General features: G+C 63.2%; 28 protein-coding genes. 8 read left to right on the forward strand and 20 right to left on the reverse strand.

Going from position 1 to position 25,258, the window contains the following annotated elements:
• Positions 1–69: 69 nt before the first annotated feature.
• Positions 70–672, forward strand: a complete 603-nt coding sequence (locus ABQJ48_RS27745) for a DUF1326 domain-containing protein (RefSeq protein WP_367841148.1) — start codon at positions 70–72, stop codon at positions 670–672.
• 2 nt (positions 673–674) lie between these two features.
• On the forward strand, positions 675–1,466 hold the full coding sequence (locus ABQJ48_RS27750; protein ID WP_367841186.1) for a DUF2182 domain-containing protein: 792 nt from the start codon (positions 675–677) through the stop codon (positions 1,464–1,466).
• 328 nt (positions 1,467–1,794) lie between these two features.
• Here ABQJ48_RS27750 and ABQJ48_RS27755 read toward each other — a convergent pair whose 3' ends face one another.
• Together ABQJ48_RS27755 and ABQJ48_RS27760 are read right to left on the reverse strand one after the other, a co-directional pair.
• A complete protein-coding gene (locus tag ABQJ48_RS27755; protein ID WP_367841149.1) occupies positions 1,795–2,556 on the reverse strand; it encodes a hypothetical protein in 762 nt (253 codons plus the stop codon).
• On the reverse strand, positions 2,553–2,828 hold the full coding sequence (locus ABQJ48_RS27760) for a hypothetical protein (protein WP_367841150.1): 276 nt from the start codon (positions 2,826–2,828) through the stop codon (positions 2,553–2,555). Before ABQJ48_RS27760 ends, ABQJ48_RS27755 begins: the two co-directional genes overlap by 4 nt.
• 225 nt (positions 2,829–3,053) lie before the next feature.
• Between ABQJ48_RS27760 and ABQJ48_RS27765 the strand changes: the two genes are divergently transcribed.
• The gene (locus ABQJ48_RS27765; protein WP_367841151.1) at positions 3,054–3,254 is read left to right on the forward strand and encodes a DUF3460 family protein; all 201 of its coding nucleotides are present in this window, start codon (positions 3,054–3,056) and stop codon (positions 3,252–3,254) included.
• Positions 3,255–3,378: 124 nt separating this feature from the next.
• Here ABQJ48_RS27765 and ABQJ48_RS27770 read toward each other — a convergent pair whose 3' ends face one another.
• The 14 genes from ABQJ48_RS27770 to ABQJ48_RS27835 all read right to left on the reverse strand — a co-directional run bounded on the left by ABQJ48_RS27770 (position 3,379) and on the right by ABQJ48_RS27835 (position 16,297).
• The gene (locus tag ABQJ48_RS27770; RefSeq protein WP_367841152.1) at positions 3,379–4,446 is read right to left on the reverse strand and encodes a pilus assembly protein TadG-related protein; all 1,068 of its coding nucleotides are present in this window, start codon (positions 4,444–4,446) and stop codon (positions 3,379–3,381) included.
• Positions 4,439–4,867: a TadE/TadG family type IV pilus assembly protein gene (locus tag ABQJ48_RS27775; RefSeq protein WP_367841153.1), complete on the reverse strand. Its 429-nt coding sequence runs from the start codon at positions 4,865–4,867 to the stop codon at positions 4,439–4,441. Before ABQJ48_RS27775 ends, ABQJ48_RS27770 begins: the two co-directional genes overlap by 8 nt.
• On the reverse strand, positions 4,864–5,730 hold the full coding sequence (locus ABQJ48_RS27780) for a tetratricopeptide repeat protein (RefSeq protein WP_367841154.1): 867 nt from the start codon (positions 5,728–5,730) through the stop codon (positions 4,864–4,866). The genes ABQJ48_RS27775 and ABQJ48_RS27780 overlap by 4 nt, the downstream gene beginning before the upstream one ends.
• Complete coding sequence (locus ABQJ48_RS27785) at positions 5,727–6,674, reverse strand: type II secretion system F family protein (protein ID WP_367841155.1); 948 nt, start codon at positions 6,672–6,674, stop codon at positions 5,727–5,729. Before ABQJ48_RS27785 ends, ABQJ48_RS27780 begins: the two co-directional genes overlap by 4 nt.
• Positions 6,671–7,654, reverse strand: coding sequence for a type II secretion system F family protein (locus ABQJ48_RS27790; RefSeq protein ID WP_367841156.1), 984 nt, complete (start codon positions 7,652–7,654; stop codon positions 6,671–6,673). The genes ABQJ48_RS27785 and ABQJ48_RS27790 overlap by 4 nt, the downstream gene beginning before the upstream one ends.
• Complete coding sequence (locus ABQJ48_RS27795) at positions 7,651–9,063, reverse strand: TadA family conjugal transfer-associated ATPase (protein ID WP_367841157.1); 1,413 nt, start codon at positions 9,061–9,063, stop codon at positions 7,651–7,653. The genes ABQJ48_RS27790 and ABQJ48_RS27795 overlap by 4 nt, the downstream gene beginning before the upstream one ends.
• The gene (locus tag ABQJ48_RS27800) at positions 9,060–10,280 is read right to left on the reverse strand and encodes a CpaE/TadZ family protein (protein WP_367841158.1); all 1,221 of its coding nucleotides are present in this window, start codon (positions 10,278–10,280) and stop codon (positions 9,060–9,062) included. The genes ABQJ48_RS27795 and ABQJ48_RS27800 overlap by 4 nt, the downstream gene beginning before the upstream one ends.
• Before the next feature lie 15 nt (positions 10,281–10,295).
• Positions 10,296–10,667: a CpaD family pilus assembly lipoprotein gene (locus ABQJ48_RS27805; protein ID WP_367841159.1), complete on the reverse strand. Its 372-nt coding sequence runs from the start codon at positions 10,665–10,667 to the stop codon at positions 10,296–10,298.
• Positions 10,668–10,684: 17 nt separating this feature from the next.
• On the reverse strand, positions 10,685–12,082 hold the full coding sequence (locus ABQJ48_RS27810) for a type II and III secretion system protein family protein (protein WP_473094195.1): 1,398 nt from the start codon (positions 12,080–12,082) through the stop codon (positions 10,685–10,687).
• Between the two features lie 83 nt (positions 12,083–12,165).
• Positions 12,166–13,206 (reverse strand): Flp pilus assembly protein CpaB, encoded by a 1,041-nt coding sequence (gene cpaB, locus ABQJ48_RS27815; protein WP_367841161.1) that lies wholly within the window; start codon positions 13,204–13,206, stop codon positions 12,166–12,168.
• 14 nt (positions 13,207–13,220) lie between these two features.
• Positions 13,221–13,712, reverse strand: a complete 492-nt coding sequence (locus ABQJ48_RS27820; RefSeq protein ID WP_367841162.1) for an A24 family peptidase — start codon at positions 13,710–13,712, stop codon at positions 13,221–13,223.
• 93 nt (positions 13,713–13,805) lie between these two features.
• Positions 13,806–13,982, reverse strand: a complete 177-nt coding sequence (locus ABQJ48_RS27825; RefSeq protein WP_367841163.1) for a Flp family type IVb pilin — start codon at positions 13,980–13,982, stop codon at positions 13,806–13,808.
• 556 nt (positions 13,983–14,538) lie between these two features.
• On the reverse strand, positions 14,539–14,808 hold the full coding sequence (locus ABQJ48_RS27830; RefSeq protein WP_367841164.1) for a hypothetical protein: 270 nt from the start codon (positions 14,806–14,808) through the stop codon (positions 14,539–14,541).
• A gap of 253 nt (positions 14,809–15,061) precedes the next feature.
• The gene (locus ABQJ48_RS27835; protein ID WP_367841165.1) at positions 15,062–16,297 is read right to left on the reverse strand and encodes a YncE family protein; all 1,236 of its coding nucleotides are present in this window, start codon (positions 16,295–16,297) and stop codon (positions 15,062–15,064) included.
• 409 nt (positions 16,298–16,706) lie between these two features.
• Here ABQJ48_RS27835 and ABQJ48_RS27840 point away from each other — a divergent pair, with 409 nt between their 5' ends.
• The gene (locus tag ABQJ48_RS27840) at positions 16,707–17,051 is read left to right on the forward strand and encodes a thiamine pyrophosphate-binding protein (protein WP_367841166.1); all 345 of its coding nucleotides are present in this window, start codon (positions 16,707–16,709) and stop codon (positions 17,049–17,051) included.
• A 95-nt stretch (positions 17,052–17,146) separates the two neighbouring features.
• On the opposite strand, the gene ABQJ48_RS27845 is transcribed toward ABQJ48_RS27840, so the two are convergent.
• Positions 17,147–17,296: a hypothetical protein gene (locus ABQJ48_RS27845; protein ID WP_367841167.1), complete on the reverse strand. Its 150-nt coding sequence runs from the start codon at positions 17,294–17,296 to the stop codon at positions 17,147–17,149.
• On the opposite strand from ABQJ48_RS27845, the gene ABQJ48_RS27850 reads away from it, so the two are divergent.
• The gene (locus tag ABQJ48_RS27850) at positions 17,295–17,714 is read left to right on the forward strand and encodes a DUF1810 domain-containing protein (protein WP_367841168.1); all 420 of its coding nucleotides are present in this window, start codon (positions 17,295–17,297) and stop codon (positions 17,712–17,714) included. The genes ABQJ48_RS27845 and ABQJ48_RS27850 overlap by 2 nt on opposite strands.
• A 255-nt stretch (positions 17,715–17,969) precedes the next feature.
• The gene (locus tag ABQJ48_RS27855) at positions 17,970–19,232 is read left to right on the forward strand and encodes an MFS transporter (RefSeq protein ID WP_367841169.1); all 1,263 of its coding nucleotides are present in this window, start codon (positions 17,970–17,972) and stop codon (positions 19,230–19,232) included.
• Between the two features lie 104 nt (positions 19,233–19,336).
• Here ABQJ48_RS27855 and ABQJ48_RS27860 read toward each other — a convergent pair whose 3' ends face one another.
• A complete protein-coding gene (locus tag ABQJ48_RS27860) occupies positions 19,337–20,302 on the reverse strand; it encodes a chemotaxis protein (protein ID WP_367841170.1) in 966 nt (321 codons plus the stop codon).
• 448 nt (positions 20,303–20,750) lie between these two features.
• Here ABQJ48_RS27860 and ABQJ48_RS27865 point away from each other — a divergent pair, with 448 nt between their 5' ends.
• Together ABQJ48_RS27865 and ABQJ48_RS27870 are read left to right on the forward strand one after the other, a co-directional pair.
• Positions 20,751–22,523, forward strand: coding sequence for a tetratricopeptide repeat protein (locus tag ABQJ48_RS27865; protein WP_367841171.1), 1,773 nt, complete (start codon positions 20,751–20,753; stop codon positions 22,521–22,523).
• Positions 22,524–22,663: 140 nt separating this feature from the next.
• Positions 22,664–23,689, forward strand: a complete 1,026-nt coding sequence (locus ABQJ48_RS27870) for an aldo/keto reductase (protein WP_367841172.1) — start codon at positions 22,664–22,666, stop codon at positions 23,687–23,689.
• A 309-nt stretch (positions 23,690–23,998) separates the two neighbouring features.
• Here ABQJ48_RS27870 and ABQJ48_RS27875 read toward each other — a convergent pair whose 3' ends face one another.
• Both ABQJ48_RS27875 and ABQJ48_RS27880 read right to left on the reverse strand, forming a co-directional pair.
• Positions 23,999–24,334: a hypothetical protein gene (locus tag ABQJ48_RS27875; protein ID WP_367841173.1), complete on the reverse strand. Its 336-nt coding sequence runs from the start codon at positions 24,332–24,334 to the stop codon at positions 23,999–24,001.
• A gap of 40 nt (positions 24,335–24,374) precedes the next feature.
• Positions 24,375–24,980, reverse strand: a complete 606-nt coding sequence (locus ABQJ48_RS27880) for a hypothetical protein (protein ID WP_367841174.1) — start codon at positions 24,978–24,980, stop codon at positions 24,375–24,377.
• Positions 24,981–25,258: the final 278 nt, after the last annotated feature.

Consider the following 25,258-nt stretch of genomic DNA (forward strand, 5'->3'; position numbering starts at 1 on the left):
AACGTCTACAACCAAAGAACGTCCGGCGATGTTCTTCCCGGCCGGATTCAACCGGCAGCGGAGGTTCGAATGAGCTATCAATTGATGGGCAGCATCCTCGAAGTCTGTGAATGCAAGGTTCTGTGTCCGTGCTGGATTGGAGAAGATCCCGATAACGGCACTTGCCGCAGCGCGCTCGCTTACCACTACGAGCAAGGCACGATCGACGGCGTCGATGTGTCGGGCATGACGGTGGCGTTCGCGGCGTTCATTCCGGGCAACGTGCTGAAAGGCGGCTGGCGCGTCGCTATGTTCGTCGACGAGCGCGCGAGCGACGCGCAATTCGACGCGCTGGTGAGCGTGCACCGTGGCGAGCGCGGCGGACCGCTAGCGGATCTCGGGAAGTTGATCGGCGAAGTCGTGTCTGTGGAGCGTGCTTCAATCGAGTACACGGTCGTCGACGGCAAGGGCAGGATGAAAGTCGGCGAAGTAATCGAGGCCGATCTGGAGCCGTATCGCGGCCCGACCGGCGAGCCGACCAAACTGGTCGACAGCATTTTTTCGACGATTCCAGGGTCGCCGGCCTTCGTCGGCAAGGCGAACGCTTTTCGTCTTCGACACAAAAAACTGGATCTCGACCTTGCATTGACGGGACATAACGCCATTCAGGGATCGTTCAGCTTCGCGTCGTGAAGATGCCCGTACGCTTGCGGCTGTTCGCGCCGCTCTTTGCCGCATTGACGACCAGCGCATGGGTCGCGCTATGGATGTGGGACGACGGTCCCTATGCCCGCTATTTGCGTCACGTGAGCTGGGCCGAATTGCCGCTCGTCGGCGCGCTATGCCGCGGAGTCCCCGGCGCAAGCCTCACGCTTGCGGCGTCGCTGCACAGCGCCGCATGGCTGCTGATGATCGCGGCGATGATGCTGCCGACCGCCTTCCCCATCTTCGATACATTCGGGCGGATGACGAACACGCGCGAAAACGCACGCACGTTGATGGCGTGTCTAATCGGCGGTTACGCGACGGCGTGGGCGCTGTTTGGCCTCGTCGCGCACGGCTTCGATGCGGCACTCCATCGGGTCGCAGACCAATCGCCGAGCTTGCTGGCGCACGGCTGGCTGATCGGTGCTGCAATGGTCGCACTCGCGGGCGTCTATCAGTTCAGCAGCCTCAAGCATCGGTGTCTCGACAAATGCCGCTCGCCGTTGATGTTCATCATTGAGCATTGGCGCGGCAGGAGCGCGCGCCGCGAGAGCTTTCTGCTCGGCATGAGTCACGGCGCTTTTTGCATCGGCTGCTGCTGGGCGTTGATGCTGCTGATGTTCGCGGTCGGCACCGGGAGCGTCGGCTGGATGCTGGCGCTGGGCGCGATCATGGCGGCTGAGAAAAATTTCCGCTGGGGCAGGTGGATCGGCAAGCCGCTCGGCGTCGCGTTGATTGCATGGTCCGCCTGGATCGTGGCGCAGCACGTACGCATCGCCTGACGCAGATCCGCTCGGGGTGAGCGGATCTCCGAAGACCGTGTGCCTTGCACGGATCGGGTTGGCGGATAGGACCAGTATTTAAGCACTATTACGGAAAAGTATCGTATCGACCGCGCCAAGGCTCCCTCTTGATACCGTCCTGGCGCACAGTTCGGATCTGCGAAGTCGCCTGGCTAGCTGCCCTATCCGCACGGGGCGTTCGCACCGCGTGGGAAAGCGAGCGTCACTTTGTCAGGGGCCAATATAGCTGCAAAAAAGAGCGGAGTCCGCGGTCGAATACCTGCTTGCAACCAGACAAGCGGCTATCTCGCCCAGCGTTGCAGCCACCTCACGAACTCGGCAAACTTCTGCGGACTTTTCGGCGTTCAAGCTGGTTTCGCAATTGGCCTGCGACGAACGCGCTAACGATCAAAGACAAGTAGACGGTCACGAGATCGTGGCGCCAGACATTGAGGGCGAGTTGATGCGCAACCAGTTTTGGATCGGGTGCCGCAAGCACGACGCTCTTCGCCTCGACAGCTCGCATCATCCGGATAAAGCCTACCGCCGAGAGCAATGGCAACAGCGCGACCCATGCTAACAGCGCGGGCTTCATGCGGCGCGCCAACGGGAAGTGGCGCAAGCGGAACCATAGTCCGAGGCATCCGTGAATCCATCCGGGCGCGAGCAGCGCAAGCTGCAAGCCTTGCGTACCACTCGTTAGCAGCAGGATAACCACGCGCTCGTAATCAGGCTCGAAGCCATAGAGCGAGGAGGCGAGCCGGGTCGTCACCGCATGGCGGATAAGCAGCAGCGGCAGGCTCAGTCCTGCCCACAGGCGGACCCACTCAGCTAGCGGTAAGCTCCAGTGACGGCGCCCGTAGATGGTGCGTACGGCCAGCGCAAAATGAAGCGCAGCGGCACCGTACAACGCGATCGTGCCGGGTGCGCTACGCCACAGCCGCAGCGCTAGAGTGAGACCGCGTCCGGCAAGTTCGAGAGACCAGATCCCGAGCGCATGGTTGATCAGATGCAGAAATAGATAGATCAGCAATACTACGCCGGACGCAAGTTGCAACCGACGCAGAACAGCTTGTAATTGCACCGTCATGCCAGCGTCCGGCGAGCGTTGTGCGAGACGCGACGAGCCAGCGCCGCCCGGCCGCCCGATATGCCCAAACCTCCAATAAACCTGAGACGCGGCCGTCTAGACAGATCAGGCGCGGGCGAGCGCGGCGCAGCAGAGTCGCCCTGACGTACCGCTTCGGCAAATCGCTCCAGGGCCGATACCGAACCGCATATGCTTTGGTACTCTTCGAGGCCGATTTTGCCGTCGAGGATGACGATCAATCCCGACGCACGGGCTATGTCGACAATGTTCATTTGATCACCCATTTCGTGTCTGTCTTACCTGCAAGACTGCGAGGATGCGTCGGTTATTCCCGCATTCGGCAGGGTGGGATGAGCGCGGTGCTCTTGCACGCCGCCGGTTCCAGGCGGAGGGACAGGGCAGCGCCAGCCAGTGGCGCGCATTGCACACGCCCCATGCGGCGGCTACGGTAGCCGCCGCGGCGCATCGGGTATTCATCGAAGGACACTTCGACGGCTGTGAAAAGGTTATATGCCTCGCCGTTCGAGCAGTTTCTAAACGACTACAAGTCGACGCATCCCGATGTTGACCGGAAGCAGAGGGAGGGCAGGGCACTGCTTTGGGACAAGCTTCCGATGGCCACCCAAACGACCGATGAACTCTACGGAAAGACCATTTTGCGCCAGCCCGGGTATGTGTACTACAGCGGCGACGAGTAGGTGCGATTGCCGTGTTTGGGTTGGGCAATTTGGCCATGGCGCCGTGCGCGCGGCCACCAGGCTCTACGGCGCCACGCGAATGTATCCGTGAAACCGCTGCGCCGGCCCCTCAGTGTGCTCTGCGTCAAAGCCCCAGGCGAGGCGGCACGTACGCTCCGTAGTTAGGGCCTACGCCCGAAGACTGCGGTATGTCATAGCCGGTGAGGAAATGACCCTCGATGTACTTCTGGCTTGGGGTGCCGATATCGTCGACGCGGAACGCCGCGAACGCAACGATAGGCTCATAGGAACCCGAGACGATGCTGCTCACAATGGGAACGTAGATGACTGTGTTGAGCGGAACGGAGCTGTAAACGGTGGTCTTGGCGCCGTGCTGAATGTAGATGTTCGTACCGATGCTAAGCGGCGTGGGGTTGCCGTTCGCGATCAGTCCGCGCACCGTTGGGACATCGTTCGCGACGCTGGCAAAGGAGGTCCATTGACCCGCCTGGCACGTACCACCGTATGTGTGCCCATTGCCAATCTGGAATTCGTACACCTTCCCGGTCGAAGGATCGATTTTCGGTTGATGGGTGCTCGAATCCCAATACGTGTCGTACACACACTGACTGAGTGCGACCGGGAAGAGTCCACCGTTGACGGTGCCGGGTGCTGCGGCGACGGCGATCGCGGTGGCTGTCGCCGCCGTTCCTGGCAGTCCTAACAACGTGCCGAAAGCGAGGCCGATCAATCCGCCGTTCTGGCTCGCGCTGCGGAACACGTGGACTTGTATCGCGGCGGCGTCGTAGGCGCCGGGCGTGATGGTGGTTGCCTGAAGCACCGACGGCGAGCCGGTCAGGTTCCAGTAACCGGGCGTCGCGGTTGCGCTGGAGAGCCGCGTGTTATCCGATGCATTGAGTGAGATGGCGGAGGTCGTCGCCATCGACGCGTCAGCCCAGTTGGGCACGCCTGAGCCCGCGGTGACGAGCCGTGCGGCTCCGGCGAGCGCGGCAGCATCCGCGGCGTTTTGCAACTCGTTGCGCACCACGCTCACGCGTGCCAGATTGATCGCGAACGCCGCGAACATCAACAGGGGGATCAGAAAGGCGACGAAGAACAGGACGACCGATCCCCGCTGCTGCCGTCGCGCCGGATAGGCGCGACGTTGCAAGTCCGTCCGGGATGTCCGCGCCGGCATGATGCTCTCACTCATAGTTCATCACGGTGACCGCGCTGATCGTGACGGGACCCGTGATGGCGCTGAAGATCGAACCGAGCACGAGCCCCTGGTACGTGAAGCTGACCGTGACCGTCAAAGGCGAACCGGACGCCTGAGTCCCTACCTGGGCGACGGCCTTCGCGGTAGCCGGTGTTCCGCCCGAAACGAGGTTGTTTTGCGTATAACTGAGCGCGACGTTCTGGATCTGTGCGCTGCTCCACGGCGGCACACGCAGCACGACCCCTGCGCGCGCGGCTTCACGGCTCGCATTCGTGATGACGGCCTTGTCGCACAGGATCATGCTCACATCGATGATGCCGAACAGCACTAGCAGCAGAAAAGGAAGCATGAGCACGAACTCGAGCGCGGCGATACCTCCTTCACGGCGCAGCGCTGAAGGGCCGGCCGCGTTCATTTCTCGATCTCCGAGTGATCGCGCATGTTGTCCGCGGGCAGCGCGCTCAGGCGAGCGGCGGGCGGCGCGCCGCTGGGGGTGCCGAGTTTTGCGCGAAGGGTTTCGTAAAATCGCAGGTTATCTTCGACTGATGCAGGCGGCAGGTCGGCCTGCAAGATCCGCTTTGCCGCGCTCGTGTTTCCGAGCAGGGCATACGCGAGCGCGAGGTTTTGGCGCGCTTGCGGCGGCGCGTCCCGGAGTCCCGCGATGTCGAGCAGCACGTTGGCGCCTTCCCGTGGCCGGTTGGCGAGGATCAGGGACAAACCGAGGTCGGTCGTCAGGCCCTGCGCTTCGGGATGCACGCGCAGCGCCGTGCGGTAAATCGCTTGCGCTTCGTCGTGGCGGCCTTGCAGATCGAGCACCGTACCGAGACCCTCGGCTGCCACGGGACTGTCGGGAAGTTGGACGACGAGCGCATGGTAAAGCGTTGCGGCTTCGTCAAGCCGACGCTGCCGCAATGCGACCCGGGCAAGGCCGAGCTTCGGCCCTGGCTTCGAAGGTGCGGCGCTTGCCGCACTCGCATAGAGCACGCGTGCGCGTTCCAGATCGCCGGCCTGGTACATCGTGTCGGCCATTCCCAACTGTGCTTCGATCGAGTTGGGCTCCGCCTGCAGCGCTTTCTCGTACAAGGTCAACGCAAGCTCGGTGTTGCCCGACGATAGCGCGCTGGCGGCAATGCGCAGGTCGCTCGTGGGGCCGACATTGCGCTCCATCGAAATCGGCCGTGGATTGAAGGTGCCTTCGCTTGCACACCCCGCGAGAAGAGCGGCGATGACGACCGGCACAACGGAGAGCGAGCGGCAACACAGAATGATTTTCTTCATTTGAACACCGCAAGGAGGCGAATGACGGCAGGGCCGGCCGAAATCAGGCCCACCGTCGGCAACACGAACAGCATCATGGGGAGGGTCATCTTGGGAGCGAGCTTGGCGGCCTTTTCTTCGAGGGCGAATATCTGAGCGGCGCGTTCGGCGCGCGACAGCATTCGCAGTGACTGCGTGATCGGCGTGCCGTATTGCTGCGATTGAATCAGCGTCGTCACGAGTCCGCGCACCGACGAAAGCCCGACGCGGGCCGCCATGTTGCGCAGCGCGGTGGCGCTGTCGGTGCCTAGTTGCAGCTCGTCGGCCGTCACCGAAAACTCGTCCGCAAGCGGCTCGCAAATCGGTTCCAGTTCGTGCGCGACGCGCTTGATCGCAACCACGAGGCTATTGCCTGCGTTCGTGCAGATAACCAGCAGGTCGAGCGCATCGGGCAGACACGACGCAATGGCCTTCTGCCTGCGGCGGATGCGAAATCCGAGCATGGACTCCGGCGCGATCATGCCGATGATGAAAGCGGCGGCCATCATCAACACACGAAACACGAAGTGTTCGCCGAACCGGGGCACGTGCGCACCCAGCAGGATCGCGACGAGCGCGAGCAGCGAGCCGACGACGATTTTCAGACCCACCATTCCGGCCGCCGTGCGCCGGTCGCGAAAGCCCGCACTGGCGAGCTGCTGGGCGAGCTTCTCGCGCTGGAATGCATTCAGAAGGGGCACGCGCTCGCCGATCAGTGCGACCCGCCGCGCCAACCGTTGCCGCATGTTGGCGAGCGCTCGCTCGTCCGCGGCCGACTCGGCCGGCCCGCGCACGGTGGCTTGCCGCACGCGTTGCGCAATACGATGCCGGGTGCTGCCCGTGCGAAGCAGAATCGACAAGACCGCGCCGATCAGCACGATGAGCAACGCAAGGTTAGTGGCAGTATCGGTATCCGGGGCATTCATCGCGAGGTATCCAGTTTCGACATCTTTCGCACCATCCACAGCCCGACCGTTAGCAGAACCGCGGCGAGCGTGACGATCTTGTGGCCGGCGCGGGTATCGAACAGCAGTTCGACGTACGGCCGGTTGACGACATACAGCATGCCTGTGACGGCGAACGGCACGGCCGAAATGATGTTGGTCGCAAGCCGGCCTTCGGCGGTCAGCGCCTTCGTCTTTAAGCGGATGTCGCGCCGGCTGCGAATGATCGCCGCGAGGTTCTCCAGCGTCTCGGCGAGATTGCCGCCTGTCTCGCGCTGCAGCAGCAGGCAGACCGCGAAGAACGAAAAGTCTGCGATTTGCAGCCGCTGCACGGCCTGGTCTAGTACCTCGGTCAGATCGGCGCCCAGGCGCAGCGCATCGCCCATCGTGCGAAACGTGGAGCGCACCGGCTCGTCGGCCTCGCGGCCCGCGGTGCTGATCGCCTGCACGACCGGAATGCCGGCCCGCACCGCGCGGATGATCAGATCGAGCGTGTCTGGAAAGACCGTCAGGAAGCGCGTGCGAAACCGATCGATCAGGAAACGATAGCTGGCGCGCACGGCAAACAACGGCAGCCCGATCACGATCACGGGACCCGCCCAGTCGGGAGGCGCGGCGAGCTTCACGCCCACGAGCGCGGCGATGAACACGACGAGCGCGATTGCCCCGATCAGCCGGACACCGCCCGCGCCGCTCACCGAGCGCACCCGTTCGAGATGCCTTTGCAACCACGACAGGACCGCGCCGCCGCGCGGTTGACGCTGCCGGCTAAAGAGCTGCTGTTCGGGCGCCGGGCGGCCGGTTTTGCGCCGGCGAGCCACAACGGTGCCCACTTCCTCGACCCGGCTGCGGATGCGCGGCGCCGGCCGGCGCCGCGCCATGTCGCGCAGCGTCGACACCATCATGCCGGTAATCAGGATTGCGAAGAATGCGCCGGCGGCGACCACATCGGCGGGGGTCATGGCCGCATCGCCTCCAGCAGTTGCTCTTCGAGCCCGTAGTAGGCAGCCCGCGCCGAGAACACCGGGCGCAGCGACGACGACTCGAATACGCCGCGCACTTCGTCCTGATACGCGGTCGTATCGAAGCGGAAGGTGAACAGGTCTTGGGTGATGACGACGTCGCCTTCCATCCCGGCGACCTCGGTGATGCGCGTCACGCGGCGCATGCCGTCGCGCATCCGTTCGATTTGCAGGATCAGGTGCACGGCACTCGCGATTTGCCGGCGAATCGACAGCAGCGGCAGATTGCCGTTGGCCATCATCACCATGCTTTCGAGCCGGGTAATCGCATCGCGCGGCGTGTTCGCGTGGATCGTCGTCATCGAGCCGTCGTGGCCGGTGTTCATCGCCTGCAGGACGTCGAACGCCTCCGGCCCGCGCGTTTCGCCGAGGACGATGCGGTCGGGGCGCATCCGCAGCGCGTTGCGCACCAGGTCGCGCTGCGATACGGCGCCGAGTCCTTCGGCGTTCTCCGGGCGCGTTTCGAGGCTCACGACATGCGGTTGCTGCAGTTGCAACTCGGCCGCGTCTTCGATGGTGACGATGCGCTCGTGCTCGTCGATATGATGCGACAGCGCGTTGAGCAGCGTCGTCTTGCCCGAGCCCGTGCCGCCGGAGATCACGACGTTGAGCCGGCAGGCGCCGGCGATCTTCAGCATGCGCGTCATCGCGGGCGACATGTTGCCCTGCTGCGCCATGCGTGCGAGGGTGATGTTGCGCTTGGCGAACTTGCGGATCGAGATCGACGCGCCGCGAATCGCGATGGGCGGCAATACGACGTTGACGCGGCTGCCGTCGGCCAGCCGCGCATCGACCATCGGGCTGCTTTCATCGACGCGGCGCCCGACCGCGGCGGCGATGCGCTGCGCGACGTTGATCACATGCGCGTTGTCGCGGAACTTGAGCGGCGTCAGTTCGAGCCGGCCATGCCGTTCCGCGTAGACCTGGTCCGGACCGTTGACGAGGATGTCGGTCACCGATTCGTCGGCGAGCAGCGGCTCGATGGGGCCGACCCCGAACATGTCATTGAGTATTTCGTTGACGATCAGTGCCTGCTCGGCCATTGTCACGTTGAGCCGCTCGCGCGCGACCACTTCGGTCGCGATCTGCTCGATGCCCGCGCGCACCTGATCGCGCGACATCATCAAGGCGGCCGACATGTTCATCGAAGCGAAGACGACCGTGCGGATCGTCTTGAAGTTCTCCGAGCGCACTAGCGCTTCGTGTCTGTCGATTGCAACTGCCGGGCGCAGCGGCGTCACAGCGTGCGGTGGCGCGCCCGCGTCCTGTTTCGTGTCTACGCTCGCGGCTACGTCTCTATGCGCAAGAGGCGGCGTGGCCGGAGCATTCTGCCTTTTCCCGAACGTCATGTCCGGCCCCTCTTTCCGGCGATGCGTGCATACCAGGGTTTCGGCGGCGCGGTCTCGGAGCGCCCGGTCAACGCGTTGGCCAGCTCGACCATCGCCGCTGTGAAAGGCGTCGCTTTGCCAGCCGCGATCGGTTCGCCGAGATTCTCGGCGGCCGCGAGCGTTTTCGGTTCGTAGGGCAGCTCGTACATCGAAGCCCGCCCGAGCGCGCGCTGAAAATCGGCGGGATCGACGCGGCCCGCGACGGGTTCGAGCGGGTTGTTCAACAGCAGCGAGATCGTAGGTTCGCTGTCGCGGTCTTCGGCGAAACGCAGCAAGCGCGCTGTTTCGCGCGCGGCGTGAACCGATCGGTCCGATGTGATATAGACGAATGCCGATGCGTCGAGTGCCTCTTCGGCCACACTGCCGGCGAGGCTGGACAGGTCGAGCATCACGTAATGGAATTGCCGTTTGAGCGCATTGATCAATTCGGCGACTGCGCCGGCACGGCACACGAAGTCATTGCCGTAAGGGATTTCGGACGACAGTACGTGGAGATACTTGCTCTTTGGAACGAGCATCCGATCGATTAGCGCTGCGTCGGCGCGCTGCGCGTTTTGCAGCAGTTCGGTCAGGCCGTTATTGGTCAGCATGCCTAACATAGAGTTGGCCGCGCCGCCGTGAAAGTTCAGGTCGACATACGCGATGCGTCGATGGGTGACGTCGGCCAGATAGCACGCGAGCGACACGGCGATGGTGGTGGTGCCGACGCCCCCGCGTGCGCCGAGAAAACTGATGGCGTTGCCGGCGCGCACGGCGGCGGCCGGGTCGCGTGCCGCGAGCGCGCGCTGCAACAGGCCCACCGAGAGCGGCTTGAAAAGATAGTCCTGAACACCCGCGCCGAGCAGGCTGCGATAGAGGTCCACGTCATTGCGGTCTCCCACCACGACCACGACAACCGACGGATCGCAGACGTCGGAAAGACGCGCGAGATCGCTGATCGGCATCGCCGACCCGGACACGTCGACAATCAGCTGCCTGGGCGACCGGTCGAGCTTTTTGAGCAATTGAATTGCGTCGTCGATCGTGCCTCTTTGCACGTGCGCCTTTGCGATCGACTGATCGACGATCAGGCTCTTCACCGCGGTTTCGCTGTCAGGGTCGGACACGACCGCAAGCAGATCGTCGGCGTCGATTGCGCTGCCGGTCTTGAGTCGAAGGAGTGATTCGAGGGCGCTCATTGAAATGCTCCGCGATCAATGGATCACGTTGGTAGTCGTCGAGGTTGGATTGAGCGGCGTCGTGCGCTCTTCTTCGTAACGGCGCACCGCGCTGGCGCCAATCGCCGCGTCCGCGCCGCCATAGGGAATCGGCGTGATGAGATCGGCCGGGCGCGCGAGCATGATCGCCAGGTTGGTGTACGTGGCACAGCCGAACGCGACGCCGGGACGCGCGAAGCCCGCATCGACCAGGTGCGACGGCTGCTGCAGTGTCGCGCAGTCGGGCGGCACCGCGTGCGTGCCGTCGAAACCGACCACCGAAGAATCAGGCATGCCGAGCGGCGGGGGCGCCGACATGCAGCCCGATAGCGCGGCGAGCAGGGCGAGGCAGGATAGGCGCGAAAACATGGCATGACTCCATCGGTTCAATAAACAAAGCCTGCCGCGCCGACGAGCCGCGGGGTGTCGCCGGACAGCGGATCGATTCCGAGCGAACGCTGCAACACGTATTCGACGTCGCTGCCGGCGCGCGTGACGCTGTCGAGCGGCTGGCGCAGTTGTCCCGGATCGGCCGGTTGCACGATATAAGGCGTGACGATGACGACCACTTCGGTCTTGTTGTTCAGGTAGTTCTTCGACGAGAACAGTTTTCCGAGTACCGGCAGCCTGCCGAGACCGGGAAGCTGCGCGAGTATGTCGCTAGACTTGCTTTGCAGCAGCCCGCCGATCGCGAAGCTTTGCCCGCTCGACAACTGGACGGTGGTTTCCACGCGGCGCACCGTCAGTGCGGGAATCTTGATACTGGACAGCGTCACCGAGTTGGTCGGATCGATGTCGCTGACTTCCGGACGCACTTTGAGGCTGATCCGGTTGTCGGCGAGTACGGTGGGCGTGAAGTCGAGCGACACGCCGAAAGGTTTGAAGGCCACCGTGATGGCGCCCGTCGTGTCCTGCGCGACAGGGACCGGAAACTCGCCGCCCGCCAGAAAGCTCGCTGTTTGGCCGGACATCGCGGTCAGGTTCGGCTCGGCGAGCATCGTGATGAGGCCTTCCTGATCGAGCGCATCGAGCACGGCCTCGACATTGACGTTGCCCGTATGAAAGCCCGCCAGTGCTGAAAACGCGCCGGTCGACGACAAGAGGAAGTTATTCGCCGTGTCGAACAACTGGCGCCCGTTGAACAGCCCCCCGACGAAGTTGCCGACCGAGCCCAGAGAACTCCAGTTGATCCCGAGCTGCTGCGTGATGTTTCGGTCTACTTCGGTCACGCGCACACGCAGATTCACCTGAATCGGATGATCGAGCGTGAGCCGGTTGACAAGCGTTTCCTTGTCGCGCAGGTACGGTTTGAGCGACTGGATGACCGCATCGGCGTCCGCCGCGCTCGATACGCGGCCGGCAATCATCGTCGAGCCGGGTGCGCTGGTGAGGGTCAGGCGCAATTGCGGAAAGCGCGCGTCGAGCATGCGTTGCACCGACTGGGTATCGGCGCTGACTTCGATGGTTTTGCGAAGGATCGTCCGGTTGTTTGCGCCGAGCGCAAAGAGCGTTGTCGTGCCTGCTTTCTTGCCGAGCACGAACACCGTTTCGGGCGTCGGCACGTGCACGTCGGCCACATCCGGGTCCGCAACGAATACAGCGACCGCGGGCCCTGGCAGCCTCACCATGTCGCCTTTACCGGCTGGCACGACCAGCGTCGGGCTCGGGTCGGCCGCGTACGCGCGGTTCATGCTCGCGAAGCCGCACACGATGGCAGCACACGCGAGGACCGTCGATGCCAACCGACGCGACGAGCGACGCACTGAGAAAACGAGCTGCAACATAGACTTCCTCTGAGAAACCTGCCCATCTGCTGCTGTGGCGAGCGACCGTGGCACACGTGCGCATGCACGTGTGGCCGCCTGCGTTACTGTGCAAGCGGCTGAGCGCTGCCTCCGCTTTGCGCGGCTTCGAGCGCTCGCGCGGGCGGCGCCGTCGACGCTTGCGCCGACGACCGGCCAGGCGGCAGCGGCGGCAGTCCCGGTTCACCCGTTGCGCCGCCAACTGCACCGACATCGGATGCATCGCTCGACTTGGAGCCGCGATAGACGATCACCGTCCGTGCCGCCCTGGGCACGATCGCTGTGTCGCGCTTCGTAGTCATTTGCGCCGCGTGCAATGCGCGCGATACGTCTGCGCCCCACACCGGCATTGTTTGCGGCGCCGTGGTGGCGTCGGCCGGCGGCTCGTGCCGGTCCTTCGTCGCGAAGCTGCGCAGCGCGAGCGACAGCGTGCCGAGGTGGGACGCCACGGCAATCACCTGGGCGGTGCGCGGGGTCACCTCGAACGTGACTGTGCGCGCACGCGAATCGGCTTGCGCGGCGTTTTCCTTCGGGCGCTGAAACGCGGAGCCGACCGCGAGCACGCGCACCCGATTGACGACGGTCTCCGATTCGACCGCTCGACCGGCTTCGGCCGTGTCCTTCGCCGACTCGCCGAGCGTCTGCGTGAGCAGCACGTCGACGTAGTCTCCGGGCTGAATCAGCCCCGCATTGCCCGATACATCGTCGATCGCAACCGATATGGCGCGCATGTCGGGCTTCAGCGCAGCGGCGAGAAAGCCCGGCACGTCGGGCGAGATCACATCGGCGAGACCGAGTGGCGTGCCGGCGCGAACCGCATGCCGCAGCACGTCGCCCTTCAGGTCGTTGTTCGCGCGGTCGCTGCCCGCTTGTGCTTCGACGAGCGCGCCCGCCGGAACTTGTCCGTGCGGCACGCTTTTCCAGACGAGGTCGCTGTCGCGCAGCAGCAGCCCGTCAGGCAAATCCGCGGCGGCGGCGCGAATGCGCTCCATCCCGTGCGAACTTGCCGAAGCCGGACGCGACGCCGTGATATAGAGAGCGCGCAGCACCAGCGCGCCGATGATGGCGACGACAACGAGGCCGGCGAATTTGACGATTCTGGACATGACGGCGAACGGTCTTACACGTGAGTCGCGCTATGCGCGAGTGGCGCCCATACCGCCGCGCCCCCACCGAGCGCGAGCGCGATGCCGTAAGGCACACCGCGCGAACGCGACAGGCACGACAGGCAGTGCAACGCGTCGATGCGGCGGCTCAGCGGGTCCGCTGCCATGACAGCGAGGCCCAATATCAGCCCGCAAACGGACACGATGACGAACACGGGTGCCGCGAGCGAGGGACCGGCCCAAAGAAACACCGCTGCGGCGAGCTTCGCATCACCGCCGGCAATCCATCCGAAACGGAACAGCAGGGCGGACACCGCAAGGGCTGCCGCCGCGAGGCCGAGGTGGCCGACAAACGCAGCAACGCTGATCGGAACCAGCGCTGCTGCCACGCAATAGAGGCCGGCGACGCTGAGCACCGCGCGGGTGGACAGGCGCCGGAAGAGCAGATCGGAGACCGCCAGTGAAGTCAATACGAGGCAGGTCGCCAGCTTCACTGAATACAGCATCTTGGTTTGCCTGGGCCTGAACGATGCGTTGACGCGATAGACGCGGCGGGCGTATTCGACAGCGAATATTCCCGCTATGTCCGTTGCGCTGGGTTAGCCTGCTGCGTTGGTGACCTTGGTGGTCAGATTGGTAAATACGCCCTGGAGGGCCGGGCTGAATACGGTGCCCACAGCCACGACCGCAACGACGACGATGCCCGCGAGCACCGCGTACTCGAGTGCGCTGACGCCGCGTTCATCACGCGACAGGGACTTGATGAATTGCAGCATGGGTAGCTCCTATTTTTGAGGCCGTTCGGTTACGGAAACGAGACAAGGGAAGATCTGGATCGAATCGATCCAAGTGTGTCATCGGCAGCATTCGGGTGGCGCTTTAGCCTCTCGAAGAACTGCGTGCACATCGGCACACTCGCGAACCGATCATAGCGAGGAGCGTTGGCTGTCGAAGCGGCAATATGAGGCCAAAAAATGGCGTAATTCGATTCAATGAGTAAGGTGGCGATGCCGCCCCAATAATTGATTCCATTAGTATGAAGAAAACGCTATTCTGCTTTCGACTCCGCATCATTCACGAGGCTCTTCGCTGAGGTGCAACTTTTACCGCGCGACCTAACGGAGCGCCCTGATTGATGACTGTCGATCCCAAGGCTTTTTGCGCGGACGGCGCCCTGATCAAAAACGTAACTGTCGCCGAGAGCATGACTCCGTCGACGGCGCACTTTGATGGAGGCCTGCAGAATGTTCGTGATGGAAAAGTGAGGAGTATTGATCGTCGTGGAACTGACGTTTTGAGGAAGAGAAGAGTGCGCGAGCTCGCGGCGCGTCGTTACGGCTGGCGTGTGCGAGCGGTGTCGTTGGCGCCGCGATCGTCCTGCGGTGGTTGGGACCGTTCGCGCTCCGCGCCACTGTCCTCGCGCGTGCCGTCGGGCGAAGGCTGCTTCTTCGTCGGTGCGGCATGCGGAGCCGTACGATTTAACGTCTGCAACTCCAGCAGCTTCAGCAGGCCCTGCTTTGACGAATCCGCATGCGCCATACCGGCCAGACAGCTGACCGATAGCAAGCCAACCGTCAGTGTCAATCTAACTATCCTGGTCATCAGCGTCTCCTTGCGAGCCGAGCAATCGTAACGCGCATCGAATGACGACGCGCGAGCGGACCGCTCGGCTGGCACGTCCCGCTAGTCCCGCCGATCGCGCGACGCAGTCCCTCGCGAAGCGCCGCCATCTTCGCGACGCGCGAACCGGGCACGACTTTCGTCTGGCGCCTTCGCGCTCGAGTGGAGCGCACCAGCCGCAACACAGGGTCGGCTGAGCGCTCTTTGTTCCAAACGTGCCCGGCTGTATCGGCTCCTAGCGGGTCGCATATACCGACACGCCACCATTGACAAAACCGTTCGCCCCGCAGCTGGGGCAACCGGCCGGCGCGGTTGCCGAGGAGTACGGAACAAAAACCAGTCCGGTGGCCGGGTCGACTGCCACCGAGTGCGCGTTGTTGCCGGAATTCACTCTCGCCACCACGCTGCGCGTGGATGCATCAATGACGGTCAGCACGGGCGTGCACGGAGACGCCGCCGAGCAGGCGCCGTTGGTCGACGCATTGCCCGATGCGGTCCAGCGGCTACTCGCGTTGTAGTACCGATTGCTCGATGGATCGTAGGCCAGCTGGTCCCCACCGCCGGCATTCAGTGACGCCACGAGTGCGCCGCTCGACCGGTTGAATATCTGCAGCAATAGCGGAGCGCCAGTCGTACCTTCTCTGCAGCCCACGGCGATGTCGGTACCGGGGCCGAGAGCGAGGCCAGTCGGATCGCAGTTACCTTCGGGGTACATCGCAACACCCGCAAGCGCGGTGTAGTTCGCGGTGGCTCCGGCGGCAAGCCCCCGGATCGACGCGCCCGGCAATTTGACGAGTTCGCCGTGCGGGTTGGCGGTACTGCCGTCGACGTTCACATAGAAGTTGTCGCTCGCCGCGTCGTATTCACACGCTTCCAGACCCGCGGTTGGCTTGCCCGCCGTATCGGTGAACGTCACCTTCGCGATCACCGTCTGCGTGCTGGTGTTGATGAACGTGGCGAACGGTGTTGGTTCCTCAGGGCTCGAAATCATATAGATACCGTGCGTCGGGTCGAGACAGCCTTCGTCCGCTCGAACACCTGTGGTGCTGACGGGGATACTGGTCAGTACGGTTCCCGCAGCCGGATCCACGATCTTCACGGAGTTGACGTCGCCGGTATAGATCAGGCTGCCCACCGGATTCGCGCCATTGGGCCCGGCGGTCGAGTTCGGACCCGGGCCGAGCCCGGTGTATGCAAGGGCGCCGGTGCCGTGGATTGCGTTGACAAACGACTTGCTCGCAATGTCGATGACATCGAGCGATGCGTTGTTGCGGTCGGTGAAATAGTACCGGCCCCCGTTGATGGTTCCGATGTCAAAGGAAAAATTGACGCCCGCTTTGATGTTGGGCACCGCGATATCCGCAACGACATGCGGGGGCGGAGGTAACGTCAGCTCGTCGTTGTTCCCGCACGCCGCCAGCAAAACAGCGACGCCGGCAACGACCGTCTTCATCAACGGATACCTTGGCATGGTGAGCCTCCCTTCCTTTGCTGTTTCGCGTGGTCGCATGGCGACGCGCTCGCGTCGCTCATCGACCACTCATCAAAGGATATGCAATGGATCAGCATGGGCGGGCTATGGTTTTCCCGGCCTGGAAGTCAGGCCCCGGCCAGTCTCTAGTTCAACGCCGCCGCGACCTGTCTGCCATGGCCGCAAATCACGGTGACACCCGAACCGTCGGGCGGATGGAGTTGAAGAACTGCTGTTCTCGAGACGCTATTGCTTCTCTGCATCTCGCATCCCTTTGGATCCCGGGCATGCGCTTTGCGGCGCTTTTACGTGGCACGTGCGTGTCGCGACTTATCAAAGCTTTTTGTAGGAATGCAGCATGAAAGTTACTGTGTCCGACCACGTCGTGCAAATACTTCTGGACTGAGGCGTGGATACGGTCTTTGGCCTGCCGGGGGAGGGCATCAATGGATTAGTGGAAGCTTTTCGTAAAGCTCTCGAAAAGATCAGGTATGTGCATTTCCGGCATGAGGAAACGGCTGCACTGGTGGCCTGCGCTTATGCGAAGTTCACCGGCCAGCCAGGCGTATGTTTTTCCACGGCCGCGCCAGGCGCAATTCATCTGCTCAACGGTCTTTGCGACGCCAAGATAGACGCGGCGCCGGTGCTGGCCATCACGGGCATGACATATCACGATCTGATAGGTACCCACTACCTGCAAGACATCAACAGGATTGCTTGTACGGAGACGTCGCCATTTATAACCAGCGCGTGATGGGACCGGGAGCATCTGGAAAACGCAATGAACTACGCCTGCCGCGCTGCGTTGTCGCCCTCGGGCGTCGCGCACGTAGCAATACCGATCGAGATTCAGGCGATGTCGGCGTCAAAGGAAAATCCCGCGTCTAGCGCACTGAACAGCGGGTAAGCGCCGCGCGGGTGGCGCACGAGCGGGACAACAGGTGCGACGGTCTTCGTTCCGGCGTGGGTTGTCACGCCGACATCAGCGGAGTACGACATGGACGATCTATACAACCTGCAACGGTTTGTCGACGCGCAAGACCCGGTCTACGCGCAGGTCTGCGATGAACTGAAGCATGGACGCAAGCGCAGCCACTGGATGTGGTTCGTGTTTCCGCAAATTCAGGGGCTCGGTGCAAGCGCGATGGCGCGTCGGTTTGCGATTTCGTCGTTGGCCGAGGCCGAAGCCTATCTGCGCCATCCGATACTCGGCCCACGGCTGCGGGAATTGACGCAACTCGTCAATCTCGTGAACGCGCGCGCCATTGAGGACATATTCGGATATCCCGACTACCTCAAGTTTCGATCGTCGATGACCCTGTTCACGCGGGCCACGACCGACAACGATGTATTTGTCGAAGCGCTGCGCAAGTATTTCGGCGCAGAAGCGGATCCGCAAACGCTGCAGTTGCTTTAGCGGTTTTCGCACCTGGCCGCAGCGACCGGCGCTGCGGACTTTGGAGTCTGCTTGTCGGTTCAGCGTGCGAATTCGTTCGACCTCACCGACGTAGCAAGCCCACTATTGCACCGGCCCAGCACCGCAAAATTCGCCCGCGCATCCGCACAAGCAGGCGCGCGAACCGCGCGATGCCGCGTCGACCGCAAGCAAAAGCAGGCATCCTGCTCTAAACTAGCGCCCGCCCAAGCCCGCGACGTCAATAGCAACCCGCCCATGCCCCCATCCCCAACCGAACCCCCTGATTCCTCCGTCTTCAGTCTGCCGAAGCACCCGCCGTTTCAGCGCTTCTGGTGCACGCGCATCCTCTCGTCGCTGTCGTTCCAGATGCTCGCGGTGGCAATGGGCTGGCACATCTACGCGCTCACGCACAGTGCGTTCGCACTCGGCCTAGTCGGCCTCGCGCAGTTTCTGCCGATGTTCGTGCTGACCCTCGTGGTCGGCCATGTCGCCGACCGCTACGACCGCCGCCGCATCGCAGCCATCTGCCAGAGCCTCGAGAGCGGCGCCGCCTTGCTATTCGCTTTCGGTACTTTTGGCGGCTGGATCAGCGCGCCGGTCATCTATGTGCTGGCCGCCTGCGTCGGCGCGGCGCGCGCGTTCGAGTCGCCGGCGGTCGCTTCGCTGCTGCCCGCGGTCGTGCCGCGCGGCTACCTGCCCAGGGCCACGGCGTGGGCCACTTCCGCGAATCAGACCGCGCAGATCGCGGGCCCCGCATTGGGCGGCCTGCTGTACGGCATCGGTCCCGGCGCGGCTTATCTCGCGTGCACGTTGTCGTTCGCGGCGGCCGCCGCGTCCGTCTGGAACATCCCATTGCAAATGCGGCCGGCGAGCCGCGCGCCGGTGACGCTCGAGTCGATCTTCTCGGGCATCGCCTTCATTCGCAAGGAGCCGGTGATTCTCGGCGCGCTGTCGCTCGATCTGTTCGCGGTGCTATTCGGTGGCGCGACAGCGCTATTGCCGATCTTCGCGCGCGACGTGCTGCACGCCGGGCCGCTCGGCCTCGGCCTGTTGCGCTCGGGCACGGCGATCGGCGCGCTCGCGGGCACCATCTGGCTCGCGCATTTTCCGTTGCGCCACCGGCCCGGCGCGGCGATGTTCGGCGGCGTGATCGCATTCGGTCTGGCGACGGTGGTGTTCGGGATGTCACATCAATTCTTCTTGTCGCTGTTCGCACTGATGGTGCTCGGTGCATCCGACACCATCAGCGTGGTGGTGCGGCTATCGCTCGTGCAGTTGCGCACGCCCGACGAAATGCTCGGACGTGTCAGCGCGGTCAATTCGCTTTTCATTGGGACATCGAATCAATTGGGCGAATTCGAGTCAGGGGTGACGGCGGGGTGGTGGGGCGCGCGTCCCGCTGTGCTGGTGGGCGGCATTGCGACGATCACGGTCGCGTTGCTGTGGATGAAGCTATTTCCGGAACTGCGGCGCACTCGCTCGCTGGAGCGTGAAGAAGAACTGGCGACGATCCCGTGAGCCGGAGCCGCTCGCGCACCCGCCAGGGTGGCGCGAGCGCCGCGTTCAGCAATGGTCGCCGCTCACAATGGTCGCCGCTCAGTCAGCCAACCGCCACCGCGACGTCACGCCACCACCGGCCCCAACGCGTCGCGAATCGCAGCAGCCAACTCCCCGGCTGCGAATTTCGGCACGTATCCATTCGCGCCGGCGTTCTTCACGTGCGCTTCGTTCGCCGCGCCCGTCAACGATGAATGGATGATCACAGGAATATCGCACAGCCGCTCATCGGCCTTGATCTGGCGTGTCAGCATGAAGCCGTCCATCTCCGGCATCTCGAGATCGGTCAGCACCAGCGCGATACTGTCCTTCACTCGAGCACCGCTCGACTGCGCCTCGCGCGCAGCCTCTTGCAACGTGCGCCAGGCTTCTTCGCCGGTCTTCGTCATCACATAGTCCGCACCGATCGCGCTCAGCGCCTGCTCGATCAGCTTGCGCGCGAAGCCGGAATCGTCGGCGGCGAGAATCTTCGCGCCATGCGGAATGCCGAGCGCTGCGCCGACCGAAGCGGGATCGACGCTCGGGTGCTGCGACGGGAAGACATCGCGCAGCACCTGCTCCACGTCGATCACCTGGGCGAGCCGCGAGTCGCCCGTATTGCCGTCGATGCGGGCGATGCTGGTGACCAGATTGCCGCCCGCCGCGCCGTCGGCGGACAACACCTGGTTCCATTCCAGCCGAACGATCTCGTCCACTTCCTCTACCGCGAATGCCTGGGTCGAGCGCGCGAATTCGGTGACCAGCAGGATGTTCAGGCCGCGCGTCGGTTCACAACCCATCAGCCGCGGCAAGTCGATCACCGGAATGATCTGCCCGCGAATGTCCACCGCGCCCATCACGAACGGCGACGATCCGGCGATCGGCGTGATCGAGGGCATCGTCGAGATTTCCCGGACCTTGAAGACGTTGATGCCGTACAACTCGTGCGCATCGCTGCCGGGCACGCTGCCAAGACGGTATAGCAACAACTCGAATTTGTTGGAACTGGTCAGATTGCTGCGTTCGTGGCTGGCGTTATTGTCTTCTGCCATCGAATCTCTCCGGAATTGCACTACGTGAGGCCCGCGGCAGACGTTTCGCTCGCTGATGGCACATGGCTTAACTACAGTTATCGGCGCGGGTGCCGAAAAATTCAGCATTTCCGGTGTTTTTTTAATTGCGTGGTCCGGTTGAAGCACGTACCCCAGCGTGAAAAGACGAGGGCAGCCGTCGAATGCCGCGCGCCGTGGCATTCGTCTGTAGCTTACCTAACGTTACGAAAGCGACAGCACGAGCGCGAGACGTGCGCCGTCGTCGGCCGCCGTGCGTAACCATGCTTCGCAAACGGTCTGCCGGTGATGATTCGACGCGGGGCTTTTCGGCGATAATCGCTGTTTTCTCCGGCGCTGGTTGCATGCCGCATTTCTCGCGGCACAGTGCGCCGGAACTCGACCGACGTTCATCGACGACTTTCTCGCGCTTTCCACTTGAGCTGACCGTATGAGCAAGCCCGGCAATCTGCCGCAACAATTGGACCATATGCTTCGGCAAGCCATCGCACTTCAACAGAACGGCGCGATTGTCGAGGCGGAAGAACTCTATCGCGAGATTCTCGAACTCAAGCCACGTCATCTCGACGCGCTCACATTGCTGGGCGAACTGGCGTTGCAGACAGGGCGCGTACAAGAGGGCAGCGAACTGCTCACGAAGGCGCTTGCCGTCAACGCGAAACAGGCGGCGGTTCATTCGAATCTCGCCTATGCGCTGAACGAATTGCAGCGCCATGGCGAAGCGCTTGCCAGCGCCGAACGCGCGCTGACGCTTCAGCCGGATTTTCCCGATGCACTGAACAATCGCGGCAACGCCCTGGCCGGTCTGAACCGGCCGCTCGACGCGCTCGCGTCGTTCGATCGTGCGATCGCATTGGTGCCGCAGTTCGCGGTGGCCTGGAACAATCGTGCCGGTGTGCTGCGCGATCTGGGTCGCGCCGATGATGCGCTTGCAAGCTGCGAGCGCGCACTCGCGTTGCAGCCGAACTATGCTGCCGCGTGGAGCAATCATGGCAATGCGCTGAGCGACCTCGACCAGCCCGAGGCAGCGGAGCGCAGCTACCGTCGCGCGCTGGAATTGGCCCCGGCGTTCGCCGATGCCTGGAACAACCTCGGCCTCACGCAGATCGATCTGAACCAGCATGCGCAGGCGCTGTCGAGTTATGAGCGCGCGCTGGCGATCGATCCGGCGTCGGTGGAAACGCGCTGGAATAAGGCGCTGTGTCTGCTGCAAATGGGGCGCTTCGAAGCCGGCTGGCGCGAGTACGAATGGCGCTGGGAACGCGCGCGCATCAAGCGCCAGCGGCGCGGCTTTGCGCAGCCGCTGTGGCGCGGCGATTTTTCGATCGACGGCAAGACGATCTTGCTCCACGCGGAGCAAGGTCTGGGCGACACGCTGCAGTTTTGCCGATATGCCGCGCTGGTGTCGAAGCTCGGCGCGAGGGTCGTGCTGGAGGTGCCGGCCGCATTGATGCGGCTGATGACCACGCTCGACGGTGTCGATCAATTGGTCGAGGCGGGGCAGCCGTTGCCGCCGTTCGATTGCCATTGTCCGTTGCTGAGTCTGCCGCTCGCGTTGCGCACCGACGAGACCAGCATTCCGGCGGCGACGCCTTATCTGTCCGCGGACCCCGAAGCCGCGCGCGCATGGCGCGAGCGGATCGGGACAACAGCAGACGGATGCACACATCGCCGTCTTAAGGTCGGCCTCGTGTGGGCGGGCGAAAATCGCGCTCACGTCGCCGAACTGCGCAAGATCGACGCCCGTCGCTCGATTGCGTTGGAGCGCTTCGCGCCGCTTCTCGAGGTGCCCAACGTGCGCTTTTTCAGCGTGCAAAAAGGCGCGGCGGCGTCACAGTTATCGGGTAGCGAACTGAGCGCGCGCGTCGTCGATTACACGCAGGAGCTGCACGATTTCGCCGACACGGCCGCACTGGTCGCCAATCTCGATCTCCTGATTTCAGTGGACACGTCGACAGCGCATCTGGCCGGCGCGCTGAACAGGCCGGTCTGGATTCTTAACCGCTTCGATACCTGCTGGCGCTGGTTGCTGGAGCGCCATGACACACCGTGGTATCCGGGGGCAAGGTTGTTCAGGCAGCCCGCGTTGGGCGACTGGGATAGTGTGATCCGGGCCACGCGCGACGCGTTGGCTGAGTTGAGCGATTCCTTCTCGGGCGGCGCGTCGTGCGGCGATACGCGGGATGATCCGCGGGGTGAGTAGTAGCAGCGGAAGCAGGATCAGCAGTGACCCATTGCACTGCGACTGGTGCTTCGTAACCCGCGCACCCGCCGACACGTTCGCCCCGACGCGGGTAGACTGAACGTCCGTTTTATCGACGGCTATGTCACGGAGATACATCAATGGAATACAGACATCTGGGTGCGTCCGGTTTCAAGGTGCCGGTACTGAGTTTTGGCACTGGCACGTTCGGCGGCAAAGGGGAGTTTTTCGAGGCGTGGGGTGCGACCGACGTCGCCGAAGCGCGTCGTCTGATCGACATCTGCTTCGACGCGGGCGTCACCATGTTCGACAGCGCGGACATCTATTCGAACGGCGCATCGGAGTCGGTGCTCGGCGAAGCGCTCAAGGGCAAGCGCGACAAGGCGATCATCTCGACCAAGGCGACTTTCCGGTTCGACGACGGCCCGAATAGCGTCGGCTCGTCGCGCTTCCATCTGATCCAGGCGGTCGACGCGGCGCTCAAACGTTTGCAGACCGATTACATCGACCTTTTCCAGTTGCACGGGTTCGACGCGCGCACGCCGATTGCCGAAGTCCTCTCCACGCTGGACGATCTCGTGCGCGCCGGCAAGATCCGCTACACCGGCGTGTCGAATTTCTCCGGCTGGCAGCTGATGAAGTCCCAGGACCTCGCGGACCGCTACGGCTATCCGCGCTACGTCGCGAACCAGACGTACTACTCGCTGGTGGGCCGCGACTACGAGTGGGAGTTGATGCCGCTCGGCATCGACCAGGGCGTGGGCGCGGTGGTGTGGAGTCCGCTCGGCTGGGGGCGTCTGACCGGCAAGATCAAACGCGGCCAGCCGCTGCCCGATTCGAGCCGGCTGCATAAGACCGCCGACATGGGCCCGCCGGTGCCGGACGAGTATCTGTTCCGCGTGCTCGATGCAATCGACGAAGTCGCCGCCGAAACCGGCAAGACAGTGCCGCAGATCGCGTTGAACTGGCTGCTGCAGCGGCCCACTGTGTCGACCGTGCTGATCGGTGCGCGCAACGAGGAGCAACTGCGGCAGAACCTGGGCGCGGTGGGCTGGAATCTGACGCCCGAGCAGGTCGCGAAACTCGATGCGGCGAGCGCTGTGCGTCCCGCGTATCCGTACTGGCATCAGGAAGGCTTCGCGGAGCGTAATCCGAAGCCGGTGTGAGCGGGGAATTGCAATTCGTCAACGATGCTTGTTCCAGCGCGATCCCTACCGCGGGGCCGCTGAAGTCAATCGGCACGGCGCTGCTGCCGGTGCCGAACGTCGAGGGTCACTTGATCGAGGGGGTGATCCAGGCCCTCCGGGCGCTATGGTAGGAACAAGGTGACGCGCACCAGTCGCTGTCACGCGTGCATCCTACGATCGCCGCCCGGCGACGTCTGTAACGGACGCATCGGTGATGACCGCCGGGAAACACGGGCACGTAGCCGGCCAGTGATGGTCGGCTTTTCTATTGGTGCATACAGTAGCGCATCATTCTGTTGGCGGCGATTCAGATTGCTGTGACACGGTGACGTATTGCTTGAGTTCTGGCTGATCGATGGCCAGTAAAAGAAGCGCCGCACCGCCGAGTTGCCGTGCGAACTCATCGTCCAGTGCGTGTGAGCGGTCTTCAAGAGACCATGGCATGACAAGCGCTCGTTGCTTCAGCGCGGCGACCGCGCTACGGTCAACCGTGCATGTTTCGATCTGTTGACCCAACCGAAGTTCGGTTTCGGTCGACAGTCTGCTTTCGCTGGCCGACCCGCAACTTTCGCCGTCGGCCAACCAGAGACGTTCAACCAGACCTTCATGCGGACGTTCGAACATCCGCGGCGCGCCCAACAGCGGTCTTTCGCTCGCGACTCGACTAGCGAAAGCCGTAGACCAAGACCTTTTTCCCCTCAAAGCTTTCTTGCACACCTTGCTCGCAATTCGGAGGACACACTGCCTGGCCGTCCGCGCTCGCGCCTGCTACGGTGACCGCCCTGTAGACAACCGATTCGACGAGCGTCCCGTCGTCAGCGACGACGATGTTCAGATCAGTTTCGACGCCGGCCGGCACGGCTCCGCCGGCGGTATAGACGATTTTCATGGTGCCGGTGCAATCGGAGTTCACCGTGTAGGTGCCCATCTGGTTCGGATTGAATGTCGTCTGCCCCCCTTTCGGCAACCCGCCAATCATGCCGAAGTCGGTGCGTTGAAAAGTGCCCATACCGTCGAACGTCACCAGGGCGACGTCATCGAGAATGGACGGGGCCGCGTACGGATGCAACGTGCCATCGGCAGCTTTCAATCCCAGTATCTCTCCGTGACCGATAAACTCAAACGGTCCCTTTAGCGTTGCGTTCGAGCAAAGGCCGCGGTGGTCGCCTCGATCGCCTCGATCGCCTCGGTCGCCGGCCTGCGCGGCGCCGCTGAGCGAGAGAAGTGCAACGGCGGTGGCTGACAAAATGGATAAATGCTTGATCTTCATGGTCCTCTCCTTTCACCGAACCAGGCACGTAACATGACCGCGCGCAGGGGCCTATTACCTGGTGAGATAGGCGCCCGCTTCAAACGAATGAGATAAAAAGCCGCCGCAGTGCTGTCCGGCTGCCGCCGTTTGTGGACAAGCAATGAGAGAACTAGGGAAGGTCTGCACAACTCGTTTTCAGATCGCCGACCTTTTACCACTTGAACTGAGTCAGCCAGGAGAATCGGCCGACAGGTTGGTCGTCTGGCCTTTGAACCGCGACGCCCCCTGTTTGCTGA

This window comes from Paraburkholderia suaedae (assembly GCF_040812055.1).
Lineage (GTDB): Bacteria > Pseudomonadota > Gammaproteobacteria > Burkholderiales > Burkholderiaceae > Paraburkholderia.

Bases quoted from the DNA above. Each gene is read 5' to 3' on its own strand.
- ABQJ48_RS27850 (WP_367841168.1), top strand. From the start codon at position 17,295: ATGGACGATCTATACAACCTGCAACGGTTTGTCGACGCGCAAGACCCG.
- ABQJ48_RS27865 (WP_367841171.1), top strand. From the start codon at position 20,751: ATGAGCAAGCCCGGCAATCTGCCGCAACAATTGGACCATATGCTTCGG.
- ABQJ48_RS27860 (WP_367841170.1), bottom strand. From the start codon at position 20,302: ATGGCAGAAGACAATAACGCCAGCCACGAACGCAGCAATCTGACCAGT.
- ABQJ48_RS27755 (WP_367841149.1), bottom strand. From the start codon at position 2,556: ATGACGGTGCAATTACAAGCTGTTCTGCGTCGGTTGCAACTTGCGTCC.
- ABQJ48_RS27785 (WP_367841155.1), bottom strand. From the start codon at position 6,674: ATGAATGCCCCGGATACCGATACTGCCACTAACCTTGCGTTGCTCATC.
- ABQJ48_RS27855 (WP_367841169.1), top strand. From the start codon at position 17,970: ATGCCCCCATCCCCAACCGAACCCCCTGATTCCTCCGTCTTCAGTCTG.
- ABQJ48_RS27800 (WP_367841158.1), bottom strand. From the start codon at position 10,280: ATGAGCGCCCTCGAATCACTCCTTCGACTCAAGACCGGCAGCGCAATC.
- ABQJ48_RS27780 (WP_367841154.1), bottom strand. From the start codon at position 5,730: ATGAAGAAAATCATTCTGTGTTGCCGCTCGCTCTCCGTTGTGCCGGTC.
- ABQJ48_RS27875 (WP_367841173.1), bottom strand. From the start codon at position 24,334: ATGTTCGAACGTCCGCATGAAGGTCTGGTTGAACGTCTCTGGTTGGCC.
- ABQJ48_RS27845 (WP_367841167.1), bottom strand. From the start codon at position 17,296: ATGTCGTACTCCGCTGATGTCGGCGTGACAACCCACGCCGGAACGAAG.
- ABQJ48_RS27775 (WP_367841153.1), bottom strand. From the start codon at position 4,867: ATGAACGCGGCCGGCCCTTCAGCGCTGCGCCGTGAAGGAGGTATCGCC.
- ABQJ48_RS27825 (WP_367841163.1), bottom strand. From the start codon at position 13,982: ATGCTGCAATTCATCAAGTCCCTGTCGCGTGATGAACGCGGCGTCAGC.
- ABQJ48_RS27770 (WP_367841152.1), bottom strand. From the start codon at position 4,446: ATGAGTGAGAGCATCATGCCGGCGCGGACATCCCGGACGGACTTGCAA.
- ABQJ48_RS27795 (WP_367841157.1), bottom strand. From the start codon at position 9,063: ATGACGTTCGGGAAAAGGCAGAATGCTCCGGCCACGCCGCCTCTTGCG.
- cpaB (WP_367841161.1), bottom strand. From the start codon at position 13,206: ATGTCCAGAATCGTCAAATTCGCCGGCCTCGTTGTCGTCGCCATCATC.
- ABQJ48_RS27870 (WP_367841172.1), top strand. From the start codon at position 22,664: ATGGAATACAGACATCTGGGTGCGTCCGGTTTCAAGGTGCCGGTACTG.
- ABQJ48_RS27820 (WP_367841162.1), bottom strand. From the start codon at position 13,712: ATGCTGTATTCAGTGAAGCTGGCGACCTGCCTCGTATTGACTTCACTG.
- ABQJ48_RS27750 (WP_367841186.1), top strand. From the start codon at position 675: ATGCCCGTACGCTTGCGGCTGTTCGCGCCGCTCTTTGCCGCATTGACG.
- ABQJ48_RS27745 (WP_367841148.1), top strand. From the start codon at position 70: ATGAGCTATCAATTGATGGGCAGCATCCTCGAAGTCTGTGAATGCAAG.
- ABQJ48_RS27810 (WP_473094195.1), bottom strand. From the start codon at position 12,082: ATGTTGCAGCTCGTTTTCTCAGTGCGTCGCTCGTCGCGTCGGTTGGCA.
- ABQJ48_RS27790 (WP_367841156.1), bottom strand. From the start codon at position 7,654: ATGACCCCCGCCGATGTGGTCGCCGCCGGCGCATTCTTCGCAATCCTG.
- ABQJ48_RS27805 (WP_367841159.1), bottom strand. From the start codon at position 10,667: ATGTTTTCGCGCCTATCCTGCCTCGCCCTGCTCGCCGCGCTATCGGGC.
- ABQJ48_RS27835 (WP_367841165.1), bottom strand. From the start codon at position 16,297: ATGCCAAGGTATCCGTTGATGAAGACGGTCGTTGCCGGCGTCGCTGTT.
- ABQJ48_RS27880 (WP_367841174.1), bottom strand. From the start codon at position 24,980: ATGAAGATCAAGCATTTATCCATTTTGTCAGCCACCGCCGTTGCACTT.
- ABQJ48_RS27830 (WP_367841164.1), bottom strand. From the start codon at position 14,808: ATGACCAGGATAGTTAGATTGACACTGACGGTTGGCTTGCTATCGGTC.
- ABQJ48_RS27760 (WP_367841150.1), bottom strand. From the start codon at position 2,828: ATGAACATTGTCGACATAGCCCGTGCGTCGGGATTGATCGTCATCCTC.